This window comes from Fructobacillus fructosus KCTC 3544 (genome assembly GCF_001438695.1).
GTDB classification, from domain to species: domain Bacteria; phylum Bacillota; class Bacilli; order Lactobacillales; family Lactobacillaceae; genus Fructobacillus; species Fructobacillus fructosus.
On the sequence record NZ_JQBH01000010.1, the window covers coordinates 3074 to 25010 of the forward strand.

A 21937-nucleotide genomic window follows, 5' to 3' on the forward strand; every position below is an offset into this window, starting at 1 on the left:
TGTCAAAACGGCGAACATGATCAGCCTTCCTTTTGCAGATAAAAAGTTTGACTATGTCGTATCCAGTTTAGCCTTCCACAATATAAAGCCGGCTTCCGCAAGAATACATGCACTAGAAGAAGCTGTACGTGTTCTTAGTGACAATGGTTCTCTAATCATTGTAGACACTGGCCATCACAAAAAAGAATACACAGACGCGCTCGCTAGCTTGGGGCTTAAAGTCATAGAAGCTAAAACATACGGTGTATCTGGCTGGTGGACAGGTCCATGGATGCCCACCTATTCCATTATCGCAAAACGAGAACATTCATAAATTATGTAATTAGCCTACTCAGACAAGTAGGCTTTTTATATTGGAGATGTACACAATCACTAAAAAATACTACCCTTTTCTGGGGATGTGGTTTGTGACTTTTTAGGTGTGACCTTGTGACTTACTAACTGAACGCCTTTTGAGCTTGCTCCCATTGCTCTTTAATTGCCTTGTCATGCGCTTCCTTTCTCTTTCCGTAAAGTGCATACAGATTACTTAATTGTCGGCCTATGCTACATATTTCATCCATTTTCTTATTGTAAGTAGCCCAGTGCATCCCCTTCGGCCGTTTTGGTGTAATGTACAGTCTATAAGCTAGATCACAGGCTAATAGATGGCCTAAGCCCACATAACTGTTATACAAACCCGGGTCTAGATTGTTAATAAGATTTAGCTGTTTATCGTGTAATGCCATAATTTTAGTGAAAGTGTGACGTCTGGCTTTATTATCTTGCCCAGCGTAATACAACCCCGCACACACTCGGCATATTACTGCCCGACCTACTTGATACAATGCCCCTTTTCGCTTCTCACAGTAAGGACAAACAAACCAAAAACGTTTACCGCCATAATTAGGTTTAGTTGTTGCTAAAGCTATCTTGTGCCCCTGCCACTTAACAAGATGAGCACGGGGAGGTTTGCTAAAGTCTATTTCCTTGATATTTAGTTTTGGATAGCTTGTGACCTTTTGCATTGCAACCCTTAATTTATGTCTAAAACAATAAGCAAATTTTGCAACCTTGTTGCACACTTTTTAAAGCTCTTTAGTCTACTATCGTTATTATATCAACCTCTATAAGCCTGTAACCATGTAACTTTTAGGGTGCAACCTTTTGCAACGTTGCAACACTATTTAAGTGCGTTCTTGATCGTATAGGCATAGTTTTTATAACAGATTTTCTGAGGTTTAGGCATAGGTTTTTAGGGCAGGTTTTAGCAAGATCATAGGCACAAAAATAGCCCTACTCGTTTGAGTAAGGCTTTTGTTATTGGGGATGTTTTACGCATGCCCACATACAAATAGCGAAGTTTAAAGTGTACCCATCCCCGTTACATGCTTGCTACTTTGTAACGTTCACGCTTTTAATGTCTTTCCCAACTTCTTGGGAACATTCCACACAAGTGGAGAAAATGAAAACAAGTAGTTGTTTTCGTTGCCAGTTCTGGCAATGTTTCCCCACTGATGGGGAACGGTCTAAATTAAACTTAGAGTGTCGCGTTTCGTTACTCCCCTATGTCGGTCTAGATTAAACCTAGGTCGTGACCTGCACCGACTACATGTAGGGACAGGTTGCCTTCCTGACCTGACTCGGTAAATCACAGTATCAGGTCTGCCACTTCTGGCAGAAAGCTGGGGTAACGTTTTGTTATGGCGGGTCAACTTTGAACACTGTAAGTCAAAATACAAGTGTGGATAGATCCACGGTTGTCAAAGGGGTGTCTATTTTGGACACTCCTTTTTGTTTTCGCCACTTTTGGCAAAGGCGTCGGCAAATCACCGCCCCCCTATCTTGATTATTTAATACGACACACACATATTGTCATCAAACAGACAAGGGGCAGGGGCTTTTTTGTTTTAGTTCTGTTTACGTCCAATCATACTAGAACAAATTAAAAAGCCTATACGGGCTTTATATGGCGTATTTATTTAAGGCCTATTAACTCTAATATTGCTTCATTATAATTAATTTGCTGCCCTTGGCTCTTTCTGATAACTTAATTGACTTGGCTAGCCTGTTTAGCTCATTATTGACCTCTTGTATAACGGCAGTAGGCGCTACTATGTTGTAATACTCACCAAATGGTTTACGGTGTTTGTAGTGATCATGTTGCATTTGCACGATTTCAGGCGGTAGCGTAGCCACATATGGGTCAAGCGTCCGATGTATTTCTTCCCACAAGTTACAGTTTTCTTCTGCGAAACGATTATTAAAACCTGCCCTTTTTAATTGTTCGATGTTCTCCAACGTCCAACCATTGCAACCTGTAAAGTATTGGCTAAGTATTTCCCTTTTGTTCATGTCATCCCCCACAAAGACTTTTAAGACAATTATACAAGAAGACCCGACGCACTAATTCGGTGCACCAGCGCGCTTGCAGACACGGAGGTCAATAGGTGCGTGGATGTAACCACACCCTGAAAATCAAACAAGCGTACTTTCAGGTACGGTTGTTAGTTGTCCACTACTGGACAATACAAAAATATTCGTTACTGCTGGAAGGCGTTTTATCGTTGAGTTATGGCAATATAAAAATATCCGCTACTTTTTCCGCTACAATTTCAAGCCGTGTTGTTGTTCCTTACTGCGGTACTGATCCTTGTACTTTAGCGCGCTAATAACAATTTTTCCGCTTTTATCCGTCTTTTTCCGCTACTTTTCTGCTATTTAGGCAAAATAAAAACGGCTATAAAAGCCGTTACATTGCTGGGGTGCAACCTTTATTTTATCCGCTACTTTTTCCGCTACTTTTGTTGATTGTCAGTGACGTTCAGTGACGGTCAAAAAATCAAAATAGCTTAAGAGTGGGATTTTTGACGCCTCTTGACGTCTCCTGATGTTACCAATGGACCCGAGGGGAGTCGAACCCCTGTCCAAACCATCCGCCACGCTAGCGTCTACATTCATAGGGCAATCATTGTTACCGCAACCAAAGCAGCCATTGTCCAGAACTTGACTTTGGCTGGGATCGAATTGATTTAAGTTACATCGCGCCGACATCGTCATGCAACCGAGCTAACCATTTATAAGAGTATACTCACCATGTTAGCCTAACGAGTATACCCACGTGTCACTGGTTTTTAGGCAGCGACAGCGTAAGAGTTATTGTTTTTTGCAGTTAAATAGTCTGCCTGCTTAACGCCCAGATGGCGGAATGCAGCTAGCGCTCGTAATAGCCTGTCGAATTCCGGGACGAGCCCAAATAAAAAGCGCTGAGAAAAAGTTCCTCAGCACTATTATAGCAAAGTTCTTCTTTGGAAAGAACCACTCGATTCAAATTAGAAAGCACGGTAACGTGCTCGACGGCTTTCGATGAGTTCACGCTTTGGCAGCGCCTGCATGGCATCGAATTCCTCAACTAACTTTTCCTGCATGCCTTCAAAAATCTTGGCATGGTGGCGGCCCTCAGGGATTATCTGGTCAATGACATGCTTCTCTAACAAGTCTGCAGGAGTAATACCCATAATGGCAGCCGCTTCTTCCGAACGCTTGGCATCTTTCCAGAGGATAGAGGCGAAACCTTCGGGTGAAAGGATTGAGTAGGTGGCGTTTTCAAACATCCACACTTGGTCGGCTGTGGCCAATGCCAAAGCCCCACCAGAACCACCTTCACCATAAATGATGGCGATCATTGGCACGGTCAACTTCATGGATTCAAGGATGGACTGTGCAATGGCTTCTCCCTGCCCTTGCGCTTCCGCTTCCATTCCGGGAAAAGCACCCGGAGTGTTAATCAGTGTAATAATCGGACGGTTAAACTTGGCGGCCTGCTTCATCAGGCGCTGGGCCTTTCGGTAGCCCCATGGCTGTGGGGAACCATTCCGCTTTGACAACTTATCGTGAATATCAACACCCTTATCGATGGCAATGATGGTAACCGGACGCCCTTTCAAGCGACCAATTCCCCCAATGACTGATGTATCGTCAGCAGACAGGCGGTCCCCGTGAAACTCGATAAAGTCAGAAACCAAACCGTTGATTAACTCGCGGGCCAGGAAACGGTCTTCACGAGACTTTTTCACAACTTCAGCCGGATTGACATCTTTTTTGAAGATTGTTTTAACGAACTCAAACATCGGCAACCTCCTGCTGGTGCATGGCAACAATCTGACCAATGATGCCAGCCAATTCTTGTCTTGGCACAATTTTGTCAACAAAGCCGTTTTCCAGGAGCGTTTCTACCCGTTGGAAATCCTTTGGTAACTTTTCGTGAATGGTTGATTCAATGACACGGGCACCGGCAAAACCAACAAGAGCGTGTGGTTCAGCCAAAGTCACGTCACCCTGCATGGCGAAAGAAGCGGTAACACCACCAGTTGTTGGGTCAGTCAACACAACTAAGTACAGTAAGCCAGCTTCTTGATGAGCAGCTACAGCACCCGAAATCTTCGCCATCTGCATGAGGGAGTTAATCCCTTCTTGCATCCGGGCACCACCAGACGCAGTGAAAAGTACGACTGGTAGACGATGAGCCGTTGCGTGTTCGAAGAGGCGGGTAATTTTTTCACCCGTTTGTGAACCGAGGGACCCCATCATGAAATAAGAATCCATGATGCCAAGGGCCACTTCCTGACCATCAATCTTTCCGGTTCCAGTCAAAACCGACTCATTCATGTCCGTTTGTTTCTTGGCCCGATCGAGCTTCCCTTGGTACCCCGGAAAGTCGGTCTGATCAATCGTCAAATCCGCGTTCATTTCAACGAAATCCGTGGCAAAGAGGGCCACACGTTCGCGCGCCTGCAAACGGAAACCATAGTTACAGTTCGGGCAAACACGGTAATCACCCAATTGCTTGTTGTAAATCTGCGTACCACAGTAGGGGCATGCTAAAAACAAACCATCTGGGATTCGGTCACGAACTTCGTCCGTTACCTTAAACTTATTATTATCGACTTTATTGTCGGAAGAAAACAAATCCATATTATGTGGGCAAAGCCCGCTCCTTTCTCAATTGGTTAGTTACAACCTAACCGTTGAAAAGACCTTATACGTCAGTTGCCAGACTAGCTTCCCATTCCGGCAAGAAATGCTCTTCTAAGTACTTGGTCGTGAACTGGTCAGTTAGCACACCCTCATCTTTTAACAAGGCTTCTTGAAAATTCTTAGAAGTCGACACACCGACGATTGACGTTTCATCAATCATTCGAGCCAACTTGGCGATGGCTTCTTCACGCGTTTCATCGTGAGCAATCAGCTTGGCAATCATTGAGTCGTAGAAGGGTTGAATCATGTCGCCGTTATACAGTGCGGAATCGATTCGAACACCGGGTCCACCGGTTGGCAGAAAGACAAAGTCGACTTTTCCAGCTGATGGGGCAAAGTTGGCTTCAGGTTTCTCGGCGGTCAAACGCATTTCGACAGCATGACCTTGAATCTTGACGTCCTCTTGCTTCAATGGCAAAGTTTCACCGGCGGCCACTTGAACCTGCAGGCGAACCAAGTCAAGGCCCGTCACCATTTCAGTTACGGGGTGCTCCACCTGGATACGCGTGTTCATCTCCATGAAGTAGAACTGACCAGATTGATCTTGCAAGAATTCAATCGTTCCGGTGTTTTCGTAATCGATGGCGTTCACGGCTTTGGTAACGACATCAATCATGTCTTCACGCATATCAGTCGTCATTGAAGCCGCCGGCGACTCTTCCATCACCTTTTGGTTACGACGCTGCAGGGAACAGTTACGTTCTGGGAAACAAACGACGTTACCCTGTTGATCACGAATCACTTGCATCTCAATGTGGCGGCAGTTAAGCATGACTTTTTCAATGTACATGTGTTCGTCGCCATAGTTCAACTTGGCTTCGGCCTGGGCATTGGTAAAGTTTTCTTGCAACTCATCGTCAGCGTAAATGAAACGCATTCCCTTACCACCACCACCGGCAGCGGCCTTCAGCAAGACTGGGTACCCAATTTCGTTGGCCACTTCGCGAGCTTCATCCACGTTGTGAATGTAGCCTAATGAACCGGGAATGACGGGAACATCGGCTTGACGCATTTCATTTCGTGCGTGTTCTTTGTTTCCCATCAAATCGATGGTTTCAGGGCGGGGACCAATCCACTTAATCCCGACATCCCCGACCATTTCAGCAAAAAGCGCGTTTTCAGACAAAAAACCGTAACCCGGGTGAATGGCCTCAGACCCTGTTAAAACAGCAGCCGAAATCACGTTTTTCATGTTGATATAGGAGTCGGCCGGCTTCGGTCCTCCGACACAGATTGCTTCATCCGCAATCTGAACGTGCAAGGAATTCTTATCCGCCGTCGAATAGATGGCAACGGCCTTGATTCCCATTTCTTTCAGGGTACGAATGATTCGAACCGCGACTTCACCACGGTTTGCTACCAATACTTTTTTGAACATTTTAGTCTCCAATAATAAAGGTTAGTTCAGCCGTCGTCGCCTTCTTTCCGTTTACCCAGGCAATCCCTTTTCCAGAACCAACGGGGCCACGCAAGCGATCCAAAACGACTTCGAGCTTTACTTGGTCACCAGGACGCACCATCTTACGGTAACGGGCCTTCTTGATGCCGCCAAAGTAAGCAGTCTTACCCTTAAATTCAGGCATGGAAAGTAAGGCAACGGCGCCACACTGTGCCAGTGCTTCAACAGTCAAAGCACCTGGAAAAGTCGGGTTACCGGGAAAGTGGCCTTGGAAGATTTCTTCGTTGATTGAAATGTTCTTGATGGCTACACATTTTTCACCAGGAACCAGTTCTTCCACCGTGTCCAACATGAGCATTGGGTAGCGATGTGGCAGGATTTCTTGAATCTCTTGCGCGTTCATTAAAGACATTTTTATTCTCCTTTTGTGCCTATGTATGCCTGAACGGTCTTCGACAACCGAGCAGGCTTATGACTAAATCAACGTTTCGGTTCTTAATCAACCGTTACGCGATAAAGTGGCTTGTCGTAATCGACAACTTCTTCGTTTTCAACCAAAATTTCTGAAATTGTTCCAGAAACATCGGCCTTAATTTCCGTCATCAACTTCATCGCTTCGATGATGGCAACTGTTTCACCCTTTTCGACTTTGTCCCCAACGGACTTAAAGTCGGGTTCGTCAGGCTTTGGCTTCAAGTAAACCGTTCCAACCATCGGTGCCTTGATTTCCTTACCGGCAGCTGGTGCGGCGGGTGCGGCAGGTTCGCTTGCAACCGGTGCGGCCGAAACATTGTTCGTCACACTTGGTGCAGCTGGTGCGGCAGCGGGAGCAGCCACAGGAGCTGCTGGCGTAGCCACTTGTTCATTCTTTGAAAGGTGTAATGAAAAGTCACCATCTGAAATGGCGATATCGCGCAGGGATGACTTTTCTAAATCAGCCATCAATTCACGGATTTCTTGGACATTTAAATTCATTGGAGCGTTCCCCTTAAAACTTCTTGAAGATGACGGCGGCATTGTGACCACCGAATCCATAGTTGGCTGACATCACGTATTCTGGTGCCACGTTCTGGTTATTCTTGTTAACCAAGTTAACCTTCTTTGTGTGCTCATCAGGTTCGTCAAACCCAATGTTTTCTGGCAAAATACCACGGTCAATGGCGCCGACTGAAGCAACGGCTTCGATGGCACCGGCGGCACCAAGCAAGTGGCCAGTCATTCCCTTCGTTGATGAGACGGGCACGGTGTTTTCACCAAAGACAGCAGCAATGGCTTCGGCTTCACCAGAATCGTTGGCCCCCGTTGCCGTTCCGTGAGCGTTGATGTATGAAATCTGCTCAGGCTTAATCTTGGCATCAGCCAAGGCCTCTTCAAAGGCGCGGATAACTCCCTCACCATCTGGGGCTGGAGACGTCATGTGGTATGCATCAGCAGTGGCACCATAACCAACAACTTCAGCTAAAATCTTAGCGCCACGCGCCTGTGCGTGTTCCAATGATTCAAGCACCAACACACCAGAACCTTCGCCAAGAACGAAACCATGACGGTTCTTATCGAACGGCTTGGAAGCTTCCTTTGGATCCTTTTCCTTTGACAAAGCAGTTAGGGCAGCGAAACCAGCAATTCCAATTTCGTTAACCGTTGCTTCAGATCCACCAGTCAAGACAACGTCTTCGCGACCGGATTCAATGCGCCAAAAAGCTTCCCCAATGGCGTTTGTTGCAGAGGCACAGGCCGTGACGATGGTCATGTTCGTTCCCTTAGCACCGAAGCGCAATGAAACGTTTCCAGAAACCATGTTCGGAATTGATTCTGGCACGAAAAGTGGTGAGACACGCTGTGGTCCCTTGTCGTGCATCTTAATCACTTGTTCTTGGATGGTCGTCAACCCACCGATTCCGTTACCCAAGATAACCCCAAAACGGTTTGGGTTTTTCACCTTTGAGCGTTCTTCGGAGTCTTCATCTGGCATCAAACCAGCCTGTTCCATTGCCTGCGTTGCAGCATCAATGGCGTACTGTGAGAACAAATCCAACTTACGAGCAGCACGCTTACCAACGCGTTCGTTGGCATCGAAGCCGTCAACTTGTCCAGCAACCGAGATTCCTGTTTCGGTTGCATCGAACTTTGTAATTGGCTTGATACCACTTTGTCCTGCAAAGATGGCATCCAAAAATGCCTTTGTGTCATTTCCGTTTGGGGCAATTGCACCCATTCCAGTCACTACAACTCGTGTCATGTTATTTCCTTTCAAGAGCTCAGTTTATCCGTTTGTTTAGATATAAAGTCCGCCATCGACCGTAATGGTTTGGCCAGTGATGTAATCGTTACCCGCTAAGAAGAGGGCAACGTCCGCCACGTCTTCCACCGTTCCGAAACGGGAAAGCGGAATTTCGTTCAGAATGGCTTCCTTGGCCTTATCTGACAAGGCATCCGTCATGTCTGAAACAATCATGCCGGGCGCAATGGCATTCACACGAATGTTACGGCGGGCACCTTCCTTTGCCAGCGACTTGGTCAAGCCAATCACACCCGCCTTTGAAGCGGCGTAGTTAGCCTGACCAATGTTGCCCATCTGCCCAACAACAGAAGCCATGTTAATGATGACACCGTGCTTTTGGCGAATCATTTTTTTAAAGACCGGCTGAGTCACGTTGAAAGTGCCCGTCAGATTCGTGTTGACCACGGCCGCGAAGTCTTCCAACTTCATACCCATCGCCAACTGATCTTTTGTGATTCCGGCGTTGTTCACTAGGATATCAATGCCGTCAAAGTCTTCTTCCTTGTACAAGGCCTTCAAAGCCGCTTCCGCTGCTTCGCCATCGGCGATGTCAAACTGCAAAGTCCTTGGCTTCTTTGAGAAAGAGTTAATCACTTCTTCCTTCAAAGGCGAACGACCGTGCAAAATCAAGTTCGCTCCAGCCTGATCAAAAGCGTGGGCCACGGCTAAACCGATTCCACGTGAGGAACCAGTTACAAGAACGGTTTGGTTACTAAAATCCATTTTTATCCTTCTTCCTTCACTTGGGCAATGACTTTTTCAAAGCTTTCCCAGTCCGTTACGGAATAACGGGTAATTTCTTTGGAAACAATTTTACGAGCAAACTTCGACAACGTAACACCCGGACCAATTTCAATCAAAGTGTCCACCTGATTGTCCGTCACCATTTCGTCTAAACACTGGGCGAAGTAGGTTGGTGACACGATTTGCTTTGTTAACGTTTCCTTCAACGACTCCGGTTCAAAGACACGCTTCGTGGTATTTGAATAAACCGGATACTGAGCTTCGTGAATTGGTTCGTCTGCTAAACGAACGGCCATTTTATCGGCCGCTTCCTTCAAAAGTGGCGTATGAAACGCACCAGAAACAGGTAGCGGTACGATTTTCTTGACACCATCAATCGTCAAAACCTGAACGGCCTGATCAACAGCCAATTCCTTTCCACCAATAACCAGCTGGTTGAAGGTATTAAAATTAGCTGCGTATACTTCCAATCCTTCTCGCTGCATCTTTTCAATGGTAGCCACAATCATGTCCTGGTTATCATCCAAAACCGCGACCATCTTACCGGGATTTTCATCTCCAACCGCTTGCATGTAAGCGCCACGATCCTTGACCAAGGCAATCGCCTGGTCAAAAGTCAGCATGCCGTTGGCAACCAATGCTGGGTATTCCCCAAGGGAAAGACCCAAGCCAGCAACGACGTTTTGCACACCCGCTTCGACTAAGCAAGCGGCTAATGCAGCATCAAAGGCAACAATGGCAGGCTGCGCCCACTTTGTTTGGCTAATCTTTTCTTCGTCATTCCAAACATCCACAAGATTATAGCCTAAAACAGTGGATGCTCGGTCGATTCGTTCTTTAAACGCGGGCAAGTGCTCATACAAATCCTGACCCATGCCAGCTTTTTGTGAACCTTGACCGTTAAATAACAATCCGATGCGCATAGAAACTTCCTACCTTACTTCGTTGTGTTTGGAATACCAAGAATGTCTGTTGCCTGGGCCCATGTATCGGCCAAGATATCAGCAACTGGCTTTTCTTCCTTGATCATTCCAGAAATCTGACCGGCCATGAAGGCCCCACCATCCTTGTCGCCCTGTTGTACGGCGGCACGAAGTGTTCCAGATTCCAGCTTTTCAACCGTTTCGTAATCAGGAGCAGGCTTTTGCGCTTCTTCGATTTCCTTCTTCACGTATTCCTTGGCCATCTTGTTCTTCAAGACACGGGCACGGGAACCAGCAATGTTTCCAGTCACAATCGTATCGATGTCACGAGCCTTCAAAATCTTCTTCTTGAAGTTTTCGTGCACTTCTGATTCCGGTGAGGCAAGGAATCGTGTTCCCATCTGAACACCAGAAGCTCCAAGAGCAAAGGCGGCGGCGGCCCCACGACCATCAGCGATTCCACCGGCAGCGATAACCGGAATGTTCACGGCATCGACAACCTGTGGAACCAAAGCCATCGTCGTCATCTGACCAATGTGGCCACCAGATTCCATTCCTTCGGCAATCACGGCATCAACACCCTTTCGTTCCATCATCTTAGCTAATGAAACGGATGGCACAACAGGCATCACAACGATACCAGCGGCGTGCAATTCATCCAAGAATGGGGAAGGATCGCCGGCACCAGTGGCCACGACTTTAACACCTTCTTCTAAAATGACGTCGAAGACTTCACGAATGTGACGAGACATCAACATGACGTTCACACCAAAAGACTTATCGGTCAAAGCCTTAGCGCGACGAACTTCCTTGCGAACATCATCACCGTGCCAGTAACCAGTTCCGATGAAACCAAGTCCCCCTGCTTCAGAAATGGCAGCAGCCAAGGCACCCGTTCCGGCCCAAGTCATCCCACCTTCAACGATTGGGTACTTCATCCCAAGCTTATCAAAAATTTCGTTTCCCACTTTAACAGTCATAAAATCCGCCTTACCCTTTAAATGTTATGTATGCGGCGACAAGCGCCGCCTAATAAGAAGTATTGCAATTACTTCTTGTCAGTTTGTTCCTTGATCTTGTTTACCAAGTCAGCAACCGTTGATACTTCTTCAGTATCTTCCAACTTAATGTCAAATTCGTCTTCAACTTGGTTCAAAACTTCAAACAAGTCCAATGAATCGGCATCGATGTCATCCGTCATGTTCGTTGTCATCGTTACTTCTGAGTCGTCCAAATCAAATTGGTCAACCAAGATGTCCTTTACCTTGTCAAAAATCTCTTCTTGTGTCATGAGCACATTCTCCTATAGGTTTCGTATTGCAATACGTTTGATTTTTACGGTGCAGCCTACTACACCGTATTCTACTTTAATGATAAAAGTCGACAGCCCTTAAAACTGCCAAATTTGAGCCCCAATGGCTAAACCACCACCGAAGCCAACGAAAGCGACCGTCATATCTGGTTTGATTTTGCCAGTTTTTTGCAGTTCGTCTAGCAAAATAGCCGTCGAAGCAGCCGAAGTGTTCCCGTACTCCACCATGTTCGTTGGGAACTTTTCCATCGGTTGACCAAAGTTTTTCGCCATGGATTCAATAATCCGATGGTTCGCCTGATGGGCTAAGTAGAGGTCCACATCATCAGCCGTCAAACCGGCTTTTTCAAGTGCCTTGTTCAGTACCTTCGGTACTTCACGAGTAGCAAAGGAATAAACACCCCGACCGTCCTGATGGAAGTACGGATCGAGTGGCGAAATTTCACCAGCAAAGGCGTTTTTGTTCGCAAAGCGACCGGTCAAAATCGCTTCACCACGATCACCATAAGCTTGAAGCTCTTCTGCTAACAAGCCCTTTGGCTCTTCAGTCTTCTCGAGCAAAACACCACCAGCACCATCACCAAAGAGTACGGAAACCGTGCGGTCCTTCCAGTCGACTAGTTTCGACAACACTTCGGCCCCGATAAACATCCCCTTCTGGTAGCGACCAGATGAAAGGAAAGCAGAAGCGACGGACAGTCCGTAAACAAAGCCAGAACAAGCCGCGTTCACATCGAAGGCAAAAGCGTTGGTCGCCTCGATGTTTCCCTGAACAATGGCCGCCGTGTGCGGTGACAAAGCGTCCGGTGACATGGTCGAGACGATGATAAAGTCGAGGTCATTTGCTGACCAACCACTCTCCGCCAACAGTTTTTCGGCGACACTCGTTGCTAAATCCGACGTATTTTCATTCGTCACAACGTGCCGGTTATGGATACCCGTTCTTGGGTAAATCCATTCATCCGACGTGTCCATCAAATCCGTCAACTCATCATTTGTTACCACTCGTTCAGGCACCTGCCGAGCGGTGGCTACAATTTTCATCTTTTCCATCATTCATCCTTTTGCTTACTCTTTCAGTAAGTCCTGAAGGTAGTTCTTTAAATTATCCAATGCCTTTTCCAAAATACCCGCTGCATCGTCAGAAAAGCCATGAAACATGGCCTGGGTCATTTTCAAATGAAAGGCTTGGTGGGCACGGTAAAGAATCCGGCCCTGGTGGGTGAGTCCTAACTTAACCACCCGCCGATCACTTTTGGAGCGCCGACGTTCAACATAGCCCTTTTGCACAAGACGATCAATCGCCGTTGTCATGGCGGACGGTGAAAGATGTACCATTCGTGCCAATTGCGAGGCTGTTTTTTCCTCATACATCGAAATGGCATAAATCGTGTGCACATCACGCACTGTCAGGGCAGCGAAAGGACCGCGTTTCAACGCACCTTCCTCAACCCAGACCGCATTAGCCAATAGGTCGATCAGCGTTTGACTCGCCGTCCTATAATGAACGGCCGGAGCCGTTTCGCTATTCTTTTTCATCGGGAGCCACCACAAACATCAGCTCCGCCTTTGTGGCGACTTTTCCGTCAACCTTGGCCACAACTTCGACCGTCCCCATGTTTTCACGAACCTTACCAAAGGTTACGTGCAACTTCAAAACATCACCAGGAACGACCATTTTCTTAAACTTGGCATCGTTGATACCAGTCATGTAGGCCGTCTTTCCCTTAAACTGGGGTGAAGACAAAATCAAGATTGAAGCAGCTTGTGCCAATGATTCAATAATCAAAACGCCAGGCATCACAGGGTTACCCGGAAAATGTCCTTGGAAAAATTGTTCGTTAATCGTCACGTTCTTGACGGCAACGATCGATTCATCGGGCACCATCTCCTCGACGTAGTCCATGTAAAGAATTGGATAACGGTTCGGAATCAAATCCATGATTTCCGTCGTTGTTAACACTGGCATTAGTTGTCCTTTCTAAGACCTAAAAGGCCTACAATAAAGATTTTTTCACGATATGGTTAGTCTAACAAGAAATACTTCGATAGTCAAACTATCTCATTACAGAAGGAATTTTTAAACAAACTATATCTATAAGTCTAAAATCAATAACCGCTTCTTCCACTCGGTCATAAAGTCTTTTTGTGACCATTCATGGATTCGTTTTGTTTCGTATCCAAGCGAGGCATTGTAAAAAGTGGTCTCAGCGATCCGATGCTTTGGCATCCGCCAATGGATATGACCTGAAACCACAACGGGAACGTGGGCGGCCACCAGCTGTTCTCCAAAAGCCTCTGAACCAAGATAAGCCTTTAAAATGGCGAGTTTCGACTTTGAAAAGGGAATCGTCTCAACCAACTGCCCATCTGGGGAAAAGTGGGTGATGATTAGTGGCTTTTGCCCAGCCCGTCGCGCCTCGTTCACTGCTCGTTTGACTTGTTGCTGACTAAGAACGGCTCGTTTCTGATCCGTCATCGTTTGCTTAATCCGCCTGTCATACCAAAATGACTTTTTAAACCGCCCAATGGTGGCCGCATCATGCTGCCCATGGTCGAAGGAATAGTCATACCAACCGTTGTTGCCGATAATCCGATAGGCGCCAAGGTCAATGCTTTGATTGTGCAAGTAGCCGTCAGAAAGGTGCTCCTCGTATTTCTCAAATGAAAGGCCATCCCCCATTTCATGGTTACCCGCCAAGTAAAATACCCGTACTTTACCAGACAGTAAGGCGTTCAATTGTCTGACAAACTCCCTAGTCTTAACTAGGGAATTGAAACTGTCGCCCGCCAAGACGTAGACAGCGATTTGTTCTTTTAGCAGATAGTCGGCCATTTTGTGTGCCACTTCGGGTACATCTAATCGATTGATATCTAAATGTAAGTCCGAAATAACCGCTAGACGCATGACAATTCCTCCTGTTTCACTGCCTGTAGTATAGCATAGCCAGTAATCGGCGAAAAAAGGCGAGCTTCTCCCTCAATAAAAAAGACCCGCCAAGGCGAATCTTTAAAAATCGATGATGGTAACCACTATCAAATTAATCCCACGACACGTCAGCAAAATTGTAATTGCGTTTAGTATTCGTTGCGCTTTGCTGACTCACAACGCCACGGTTATCAGAGAAGGTCGTATTGTACTGGACTTTATCATTGACGTTATTTGGATTGACAATCGACATGTTGGCCATGACCGTATATGGTAGCACGACATTACCGTCTTCAGCCATGTAGCGGGCCTCCATCTGCTGAATAAGGACGTCAGAAACATGGGCATACTGCGACTTCATCAACGTCTCAAATTGGGTCATTGGAATTTCTAAGGCCTGCTGTTTTCCAAAGTTAATCACTAGCTTCAACTCACTAGCCGATACACGGATGACCTGATACTGATTGGCAGCTGGTGTTCCCTGACTCTGCGTGAACCAGCTACTGATTCGCTTCGTTGCGTTGGAAGTACCGCCCCAATTATTAGCCGCTTGATCAGTCCAGCCGACTGAATTAGTTGCGGGTCCGATGTTTGTTGCGGCAACAACGTAAGGAGCAAAGTCCTTCGCTTCAATATAAACCGGCACCATGCCACAATTGCGTTGCGTGCTAGCCTTGATATCAATGGTTTGCACGTAGTCCTGACCATCGTTTAAGTTAACCGCTTTCGTAAAGGCTGCGTTATCCACGTTGTTAATCCGCGTTCGCACGGATAATCCTTCCGGTTTATTGTCCGTCAAGAAGGACTGCATTTTCCCGACTTGATTATTCTCCTTAAAATTCGCCACCGTTGCTTTTGGCGCCCAGTGGTAATTGTGCGTTTGATCCGCAACCGTTTCGGAGAAGGACAAGTCACCACCATTGGAAGCCGTCTTTGGGAAGACCATTCCGCCTGCGGTATTAAAAGTCAGGGTCACGTTACGACTTTGCTTAACTGAAAAGTCGCGACCGTCCAGCGGAACTAGAATGGCTTGCTGACTGGCGTCATAGTGGACGTTTTTCGAAAGCTGTTCATGGGTGCCGTTATCATACAATTCATTGTTCAAGTTGCTGATGTTAAATCCCTGCGTAAAGGCCTGGTTAGCAAGATTGGTTGATACCGGCACTTTAATCACATCCCCAGCCTTTAGCAGGCAGTTCGCCTTTAATTGAAAAGACACACTGGTTTGACCATTCTGTTGATTCTGAAGGTAATCCATCGAACCAGTTGGTAATTGGTCGCCATCTTGATGCTGCCAGGACACAGTCGTATTGGAAACATCCCCCCGCTTTGCTAACTGACCATATTGATAAGTCGCCCCAGTCTCAGCAGCGGTTGCCACTGCCGGTCCACTGACCGTCTTCTGCCATAAAACAGTCGCAGTTCCAGTTAGTCCAACCATGAGACCTGCAGCCACACAAATCGTTAGCAAACGCCTTTCGGTTCGTTTCCCACTACCATTCATTCTCTTCTTCACTTGAACAACCTTCTCTCTATATTATTTATCGATGCAGAATAATCAATTATGTCAATTATCTGAACACCTTCATCTTAGTCTGATTCTAATTAACTGTCAACGAACGACCACTCTTTTCCGTTGATTGTTTGTACACAAAAAAAGACCCGCCGAAGCGGATCTTTGAAAAAGTTAATTTTTGAGTGATTAACCGATGTGTGCAAAGTGCAACAACGTACGGATCATGTTTGAAGTGAAACCGTATTCGTTGTCATACCATGAAACAGTCTTAACCAATTGCTTGTCGCCTGCTTCGATGATTTGTGTTTGCGTTGCATCGAAAGTCGTTCCGTGTGTGTCACCAATGATGTCAGATGAAACGATTTCGTCTTCGTTGTAACCGAATGAATCAGAAGCAGCAGCCTTCATGGCAGCGTTGATTTCTTCAGCAGTAACCTTCTTTGACAAAACAGAAGTCAATTCAGTAACTGATCCATCAACAACTGAAACACGTTGTGCGTGACCGTCAACCTTACCCTTCAATTCAGGAACAACAAGACCGATGGCCTTAGCAGCACCCGTTGAGTGAGGGATTGTGTTAACTGAAGCCGTACGGTTTGAACGGAACTTCTTTGACTTTGGACCGTCCAAAATCATTTGAGTTGAAGTGAAGGCGTGAATCGTTGTCATCGTACCAATTTCAACACCGAAGTTGTCAACCAATACCTTACCCATTGGTGCCAATGATTGTGTTGTACATGAACCAGCAGAAACAATCTTGTCTTCTGGCTTCAAGATGTCTTGGTTTACACCATAAACAACAGTTGGTACGTCACCAGCTGGAGCAGTGATCAAGACCTTCTTAGCACCGGCATCCAAGTGAGCTTGTGCCTTTTCGGCTGAAGTATAGAAACCAGTAGCTTCCATAACATATTCAACACCATCGTTCTTAACCCAAGGAATGTTCTTAGCATCGCGTTCTGAGTAAACCGTGTAGTGCTTACCGTTAACGATGATACCAGTTTCATCAGCTGAAACTTCAGCATCCAATGTGCCGTGAGTTGAGTCATACTTCAACAAGTATGCCAACATTGATGGGCTCGTCAAGTCGTTAATTGCGGCAACTTCAACATCAGCAGCTGTGTCACCCAATTCCATAATGCGGCGGAATGCCAAACGACCGATGCGTCCGAATCCGTTAATACCAATCTTCACAGTCATGTGTGTAGACCTCCAAATAAATTTTTGACCTGTGTCAACACAAACATTATAACACAATGGCCTCCCAGCAGTGCAACTCCTTTAGCCATTTTCTCACAAGGTAAGCCATACCATTTGTGTATATTTGGCCTATTACCAAGATAACATGGTAAAATAAAAGGAATATTTAACATTCGAGAGTTTTTTATTTGGAGGAGAGTCTTATGTCAAAATGGTCGAGTAAACGGATTGCCATTCTTGCTGCCATCATTGCTTTAAACGTCGCGCTGTCATACGTGGTGCACATTCCAATTCCCGCCACTTCTGGTTTCGTTAACTTAGTCGAAGCCGGTATCTTTATCGCGGCCCTATCAATGGGACCAGGGGCCGGTCTTCTAGTCGGGGCCTTTTCCGGTGCCCTACTTGACCTTTTTGCTGGTTACCCACAGTGGTTGCTTTTTTCCTTCGTTATTCATGGACTAGAAGGTTACATTGCTGGCCTAGCCATTAAGCGGTCAGGACTTGTACAAGCCATTGCTTTAATTTTGGCATCGATTGTGATGATTATTGGGTATGTTTTGGCCGGTTCCTTCCTATACAATTGGGCAGCCGGTTGGGCGTCAATCTTTGGTAACTTCGGCCAATGCCTCTTTGGTGCCATTGTCGCCCTTGCCATTCTACCCGTCCTAAAGAAGCAACTAGCGTCACGCTAACCATGTCCAAAAAAGTCTGATCTTAACCGGTCAGGCTTTTTACTTTCCTTTAATATTTTTATTTCCAAATAAAGCGTGGGATAATAGAAAGAACTAAGAAGGAGGAAATTCATGTCACACACATTTGATTATGACGTTCTTTTCATCGGAGCCGGACACGGTTCTTTTGATGGCGCACCCGCCCTCACTGCCGCAGGCAAGCGAGTGGCCTTTGTAGAAGAAGATCGTGTTGGTGGTACCTGCCCAAACTGGGGCTGCAATGCCAAAATTATTCTAGAAGCCCCTGCCAAAGTCTTACAGACCATTAAGCAGTCGGACGGTGTCATTACCGATACTGCTAAAATTGATTGGCCAAAAGCCATGCAACGCAAACAAAAGATTGTCGATGGCTTTGCACCCGCCATTCAAGCTGGCATGGAATCGGCCGGTATCGACTTTATCTTTGGCCATGCTTCCTTTGTGGATGAGCACACAGTGTCTGTCGGCGATCGCCAAGTCACAGCGGATAAAATTGTGATTGCCACGGGGCAGCATTCACACCGCCTGGCCATTCCAGGAAAAGAATTCCTCCATGACTCAAAGGACTTTTTGAGTATTCCGGATGTACCTGGCAAAATGGTCATTATTGGGGCTGGTTTCATTGGTTTGGAAGCCGCTTCCATCATGCAAACTGCTGGATCACAAGTCACCGTTATCATGCGTGGCTCTGAAGCACTCCCTGCCTTTGATAAAGCATACAGTGACCAACTAATGAAGCATTTGGCTGCCCAAGGTGTCGTCTTCATCAAGAATAGCCAAGTGCAATCCGTGGAAGAAAACGGCTCCGCTTACACGGTGTCAACCTCAACTGGTTCATACCCGGCTGACTATATCTTGGATGCGACGGGACGGATACCAAACACTGACGGGCTCAACCTCGACACCCTCGGCATCAACTATGACGAGAAGGGAATCGAAGTGAACGAATTCCTCCAAACCAGCCAGCCAAACATTTATGCTTCGGGTGATGTGATTAAAAAAGAACAGCCAAAGCTCACGCCAACGGCTACCTTTGAATCACAATACATCGTCGCCCACATTCTTGGTGAAGAGACGGAGGCCATCAACTACCCAGCCATCGCTGAAAACGTTTTTGCCACACCACGCTTGGCAAAGGCCGGTGTTACAATTGCCGAAGCAAAAGCCGCACCCGACAAATACGACATTGTCCAACAACAAGTGGCAGATGACTGGTACCGTCTGGTCGACTTTGAAAGTGCCGGCCAACGTACCTTGATTTATAACAAGAACAAGCAGTTGGTCGGAGTGATTGAAATTTCTGACAAGGCTGATGACGTGGTCAACGCACTCTTGCCCGCCATTGAATTCGGTTATACAGCCGAGCAACTCAAGCGCCTCGTGACCATTTTCCCAACCATTGGTTACTCAGCTTTGGGCTACTTAGGCTAAAATTCATTACTGTTTTTAAAGCAAAAAGAACCTCGTTCCATGGAACGAGGCTTTTTTTTAATTATTCAATTCCTGATCCCGCTTCGATTGAATCGGGCAAAACGGTCACCGTTACGATACCGTTCTTTTCAGCAGAAAGTACCATTCCTTCAGACAATTCGCCGGCCATCTTACGGGGCTTCATGTTCGCAACAATCGCCACTGTCTTACCAACCAATTCTTCTGGTTCTGGATACCACTGACGAATTCCCGAAAGAATTTGACGTGGCTTTTCCGAACCGTCATCCAAAGTAAATTTAATTAACTTCTTTGACTTTGGTAAAATTTCTGCCGCTGTAATTTTAGCAGCTAAGATCTCAACCTTATCAAAGTCATCATATTCAATGGCTGCCTTGTGTTCCACGGCCGCTGCTTCCTTTTCTTGTTCAGCCTGCTTGGCCGCTTCCTTGACTGCACGACCCTTGCCCTTGGTATCCTTCGATACTAAGCCGGCAATGAAGGCTACTTCTTGTTCCACATCCAAGCGTGGGAAGATTGGCTGTCCCTTCTCGACGACCTGAGCACCTGCTGGCAAGTCCACCATGGCCAAATCAACCAAAGACAATCCTTCAGCTGGCAAAGTCAAACCAAGTTGTGCAAAGATTTGCTTTGGCACATTGACCATGATTGGTTGCAACATGGCCGCCACAACACGCAGACTGGCGGCTAGATGCGCCATCACAGCGGACAACGTTTCCTTAGCGGTTGCATCTTCCCCAGCTTTTTTAGCCAAAACCCATGGTTCTGTCTCATCAATATACTTATTGGCCCGACGAACAATGGCCCACACTGACTCGAGAGCATCGGCCGTGTGGACAGCTTGCATCTGATCGTTGAAGGACGCAATTTTTTCGGCCACTAGTTCTTCAAAGTCAGCATCAAAGTCGGTCTTATCCGAAACGAATTCTGGCAAAACGCCACCTTCGTACTTATTAATCATGGCAACCGTTCGGTTCAACAAGTTGCCCAAATCGTTGGCCAAGTCGAAGTTCACGCGGTCAACAAAGTCTTCCGGTGAGAAGACCCCGTCATTTCCAAATGGCATGGCGCGCAGCAAGTAGTAACGGACCGCATCCAAACTGTAGCGTTCCGTCAAGTCTTCAGGGTAAATGACGTTTCCCTTCGACTTGGACATCTTACCATCCTTCATCACCAACCAACCGTGGCCGATGATTTCCTTTGGTAACTCCAAGCCAAGTGCGTGGAGCATAATTGGCCAGTAGATAATGTGGAAACGGACAATTTCCTTTCCAACCAATTGGATATTGGCAGGCCAGAACTTCTTAAATAGTTCGTCATTGGCCGAATCATAGCCGAGTGCCGTAATGTAGTTGGCCAAGGCATCGATCCAAACGTAAATCACGTGCTTCTCGTCACCAGGAACCGGTACCCCCCAATCAAAGGAAGTACGGGTAACGGCCAAATCTTCCAAGCCAGGAAGAATGAAGTTCTGTAGCATCTCATTCATTCGAGATTCTGGTTGAACGAAGTCTGGGTGGTTCTTGTAGTAGTCCACCAGCCAGTCGGCGTACTTCGACATCTTGAAGAAGTAGGTTTCTTCTTGAATCTTTTCCACTTCGTGACCTGATGGAGCCTTCCCACCAATCATCTTACCGTTTTCATCACGGTAAACTTCAGCCAGTTGTGATTCCGTAAAGTATTCTTCGTCCGAAACAGAGTACCAACCTTCGTACTGTCCCTTATAAATATCACCCTGATCGAGCAGCTGTTGGAAAATCTTTTGCACGGCTTTTTCGTGGTCCACGTCGGTCGTTCGAATAAACTTGTCATAAGAAATGTGCATCAAAGACCAGAGTTCCTTGATGTCCTTGGCCATTTTGTCCAAGTATTCCTTTTCCGTCGTGCCGGCCGCGGCAGCCTTCTTCTGAATCTTTTCACCGTGTTCGTCGGTTCCAGTTAAGAAGAAAACGTCTTCACCAAGCAAGCGGTGGTAACGCGCAGCCGCATCGGCTAAAACCGTCGTGTAAGTGTTTCCCAATTGCAACTTTCCAGATGGATAGTAAATCGGGGTCGTAATATAGAAGTTTTTTTTGTCTGACATATGAGTCCCTTTCCTGGCAAATGGTGCCTGTTCTCTTCATTAGTATACCAAAATCAAACGAGGCAAACCAGCAGCGTCAGGACTTTCAACTTACAAAGTCCTAATAAACCAGTTTCGATTCTCTTAGCACAAACGCCTTTACCATAAGACTTTATCGATTAACAATTTTCAGACCAATTTATTAAAAAAACAATTCTAACCATTGAATCATTATTGACAAAGAATAGCCCCACCGTTACACTAAATACAGATTATAAGGAGGAACCTATGAACGCGAACATTCGAAACTCACAACAAAACACGATGACTCAAACGGTTTGCTGTTGCGCACCGCTTTTTTAGGGTGGCGTTTATAGGCTAAAAACCACCCTAGGG

Annotated in this window: 21 protein-coding genes, 1 other RNA gene and 1 pseudogene; 3 read left to right on the plus strand and 20 right to left on the minus strand. The window is 46.4% G+C overall.

Annotated elements, in window-relative coordinates:
* Positions 1-313, plus strand: a 313-nt coding sequence (locus IV71_RS05450) for a class I SAM-dependent methyltransferase (protein ID WP_156405641.1), incomplete at its 5' end; no start/stop codon positions are given.
* Between the two features lie 124 nt (positions 314-437).
* On the opposite strand, the gene IV71_RS05455 is transcribed toward IV71_RS05450, so the two are convergent.
* From IV71_RS05455 to gap, 19 genes are all read right to left on the minus strand, one after another.
* Positions 438-1007 (minus strand): hypothetical protein, encoded by a 570-nt coding sequence (locus tag IV71_RS05455; protein WP_029489826.1) that lies wholly within the window; start codon positions 1005-1007, stop codon positions 438-440.
* A 970-nt stretch (positions 1008-1977) separates the two neighbouring features.
* Positions 1978-2334 carry a hypothetical protein gene (locus IV71_RS05460; protein ID WP_010691064.1) on the minus strand — a complete coding sequence of 119 codons (357 nt, stop codon included), beginning with the start codon at positions 2332-2334 and terminating at the stop codon, positions 1978-1980.
* A gap of 542 nt (positions 2335-2876) precedes the next feature.
* Positions 2877-3233: a transfer-messenger RNA gene (gene ssrA, locus IV71_RS07760) on the minus strand.
* Between the two features lie 78 nt (positions 3234-3311).
* Positions 3312-4109: a carboxyltransferase subunit alpha gene (accA, locus tag IV71_RS05465; protein ID WP_010691063.1), complete on the minus strand. Its 798-nt coding sequence runs from the start codon at positions 4107-4109 to the stop codon at positions 3312-3314.
* On the minus strand, positions 4102-4953 hold the full coding sequence (locus IV71_RS05470) for an acetyl-CoA carboxylase carboxyltransferase subunit beta (protein ID WP_010691062.1): 852 nt from the start codon (positions 4951-4953) through the stop codon (positions 4102-4104). The genes accA and IV71_RS05470 overlap by 8 nt, the downstream gene beginning before the upstream one ends.
* Before the next feature lie 64 nt (positions 4954-5017).
* Positions 5018-6394, minus strand: a complete 1377-nt coding sequence (locus tag IV71_RS05475) for an acetyl-CoA carboxylase biotin carboxylase subunit (protein ID WP_010691061.1) — start codon at positions 6392-6394, stop codon at positions 5018-5020.
* A 1-nt stretch (position 6395) separates the two neighbouring features.
* Positions 6396-6827, minus strand: coding sequence for a 3-hydroxyacyl-ACP dehydratase FabZ (fabZ, locus tag IV71_RS05480; protein ID WP_010691059.1), 432 nt, complete (start codon positions 6825-6827; stop codon positions 6396-6398).
* A gap of 83 nt (positions 6828-6910) precedes the next feature.
* On the minus strand, positions 6911-7390 hold the full coding sequence (gene accB / locus IV71_RS05485; protein ID WP_010691057.1) for an acetyl-CoA carboxylase biotin carboxyl carrier protein: 480 nt from the start codon (positions 7388-7390) through the stop codon (positions 6911-6913).
* A gap of 13 nt (positions 7391-7403) precedes the next feature.
* Positions 7404-8654, minus strand: a complete 1251-nt coding sequence (gene fabF, locus IV71_RS05490; protein WP_010691055.1) for a beta-ketoacyl-ACP synthase II — start codon at positions 8652-8654, stop codon at positions 7404-7406.
* Positions 8655-8690: 36 nt separating this feature from the next.
* Positions 8691-9419: a 3-oxoacyl-ACP reductase FabG gene (gene fabG / locus IV71_RS05495; RefSeq protein ID WP_010691053.1), complete on the minus strand. Its 729-nt coding sequence runs from the start codon at positions 9417-9419 to the stop codon at positions 8691-8693.
* Between the two features lie 2 nt (positions 9420-9421).
* Complete coding sequence (locus IV71_RS05500; RefSeq protein ID WP_010691051.1) at positions 9422-10363, minus strand: ACP S-malonyltransferase; 942 nt, start codon at positions 10361-10363, stop codon at positions 9422-9424.
* Positions 10364-10377: 14 nt separating this feature from the next.
* Positions 10378-11343 carry a DUF561 domain-containing protein gene (locus tag IV71_RS05505; RefSeq protein ID WP_056995032.1) on the minus strand — a complete coding sequence of 322 codons (966 nt, stop codon included), beginning with the start codon at positions 11341-11343 and terminating at the stop codon, positions 10378-10380.
* A gap of 68 nt (positions 11344-11411) precedes the next feature.
* The gene (locus IV71_RS05510) at positions 11412-11654 is read right to left on the minus strand and encodes an acyl carrier protein (protein WP_010691049.1); all 243 of its coding nucleotides are present in this window, start codon (positions 11652-11654) and stop codon (positions 11412-11414) included.
* Between the two features lie 99 nt (positions 11655-11753).
* Complete coding sequence (locus IV71_RS05515; protein WP_010691048.1) at positions 11754-12728, minus strand: beta-ketoacyl-ACP synthase III; 975 nt, start codon at positions 12726-12728, stop codon at positions 11754-11756.
* A 15-nt stretch (positions 12729-12743) separates the two neighbouring features.
* Positions 12744-13214 (minus strand): MarR family winged helix-turn-helix transcriptional regulator, encoded by a 471-nt coding sequence (locus tag IV71_RS05520; protein WP_010691047.1) that lies wholly within the window; start codon positions 13212-13214, stop codon positions 12744-12746.
* Positions 13201-13644, minus strand: a complete 444-nt coding sequence (fabZ, locus tag IV71_RS05525; protein ID WP_010691046.1) for a 3-hydroxyacyl-ACP dehydratase FabZ — start codon at positions 13642-13644, stop codon at positions 13201-13203. The genes IV71_RS05520 and fabZ (IV71_RS05525) overlap by 14 nt, the downstream gene beginning before the upstream one ends.
* A 126-nt stretch (positions 13645-13770) precedes the next feature.
* Entirely contained in the window at positions 13771-14583 is an 813-nt protein-coding gene (locus tag IV71_RS05530) for a metallophosphoesterase (protein ID WP_010691045.1), read from the minus strand.
* A gap of 133 nt (positions 14584-14716) precedes the next feature.
* Positions 14717-16120, minus strand: coding sequence for a hypothetical protein (locus IV71_RS05535; RefSeq protein WP_141559884.1), 1404 nt, complete (start codon positions 16118-16120; stop codon positions 14717-14719).
* Positions 16121-16306: 186 nt separating this feature from the next.
* On the minus strand, positions 16307-17320 hold the full coding sequence (gene gap / locus IV71_RS05540; protein ID WP_010691042.1) for a type I glyceraldehyde-3-phosphate dehydrogenase: 1014 nt from the start codon (positions 17318-17320) through the stop codon (positions 16307-16309).
* A 203-nt stretch (positions 17321-17523) separates the two neighbouring features.
* Here gap and IV71_RS05545 point away from each other — a divergent pair, with 203 nt between their 5' ends.
* Both IV71_RS05545 and IV71_RS05550 read left to right on the plus strand, forming a co-directional pair.
* On the plus strand, positions 17524-18012 hold the full coding sequence (locus IV71_RS05545; protein WP_010691040.1) for an ECF transporter S component: 489 nt from the start codon (positions 17524-17526) through the stop codon (positions 18010-18012).
* A 111-nt stretch (positions 18013-18123) separates the two neighbouring features.
* A complete protein-coding gene (locus IV71_RS05550; RefSeq protein ID WP_010691038.1) occupies positions 18124-19461 on the plus strand; it encodes a dihydrolipoyl dehydrogenase family protein in 1338 nt (445 codons plus the stop codon).
* 61 nt (positions 19462-19522) lie between these two features.
* Here IV71_RS05550 and metG read toward each other — a convergent pair.
* Positions 19523-21571, minus strand: a pseudogene (gene metG, locus IV71_RS05555) (methionine--tRNA ligase); the annotation flags it as partial.
* Between the last annotated feature and the right edge of the window lie 366 nt (positions 21572-21937).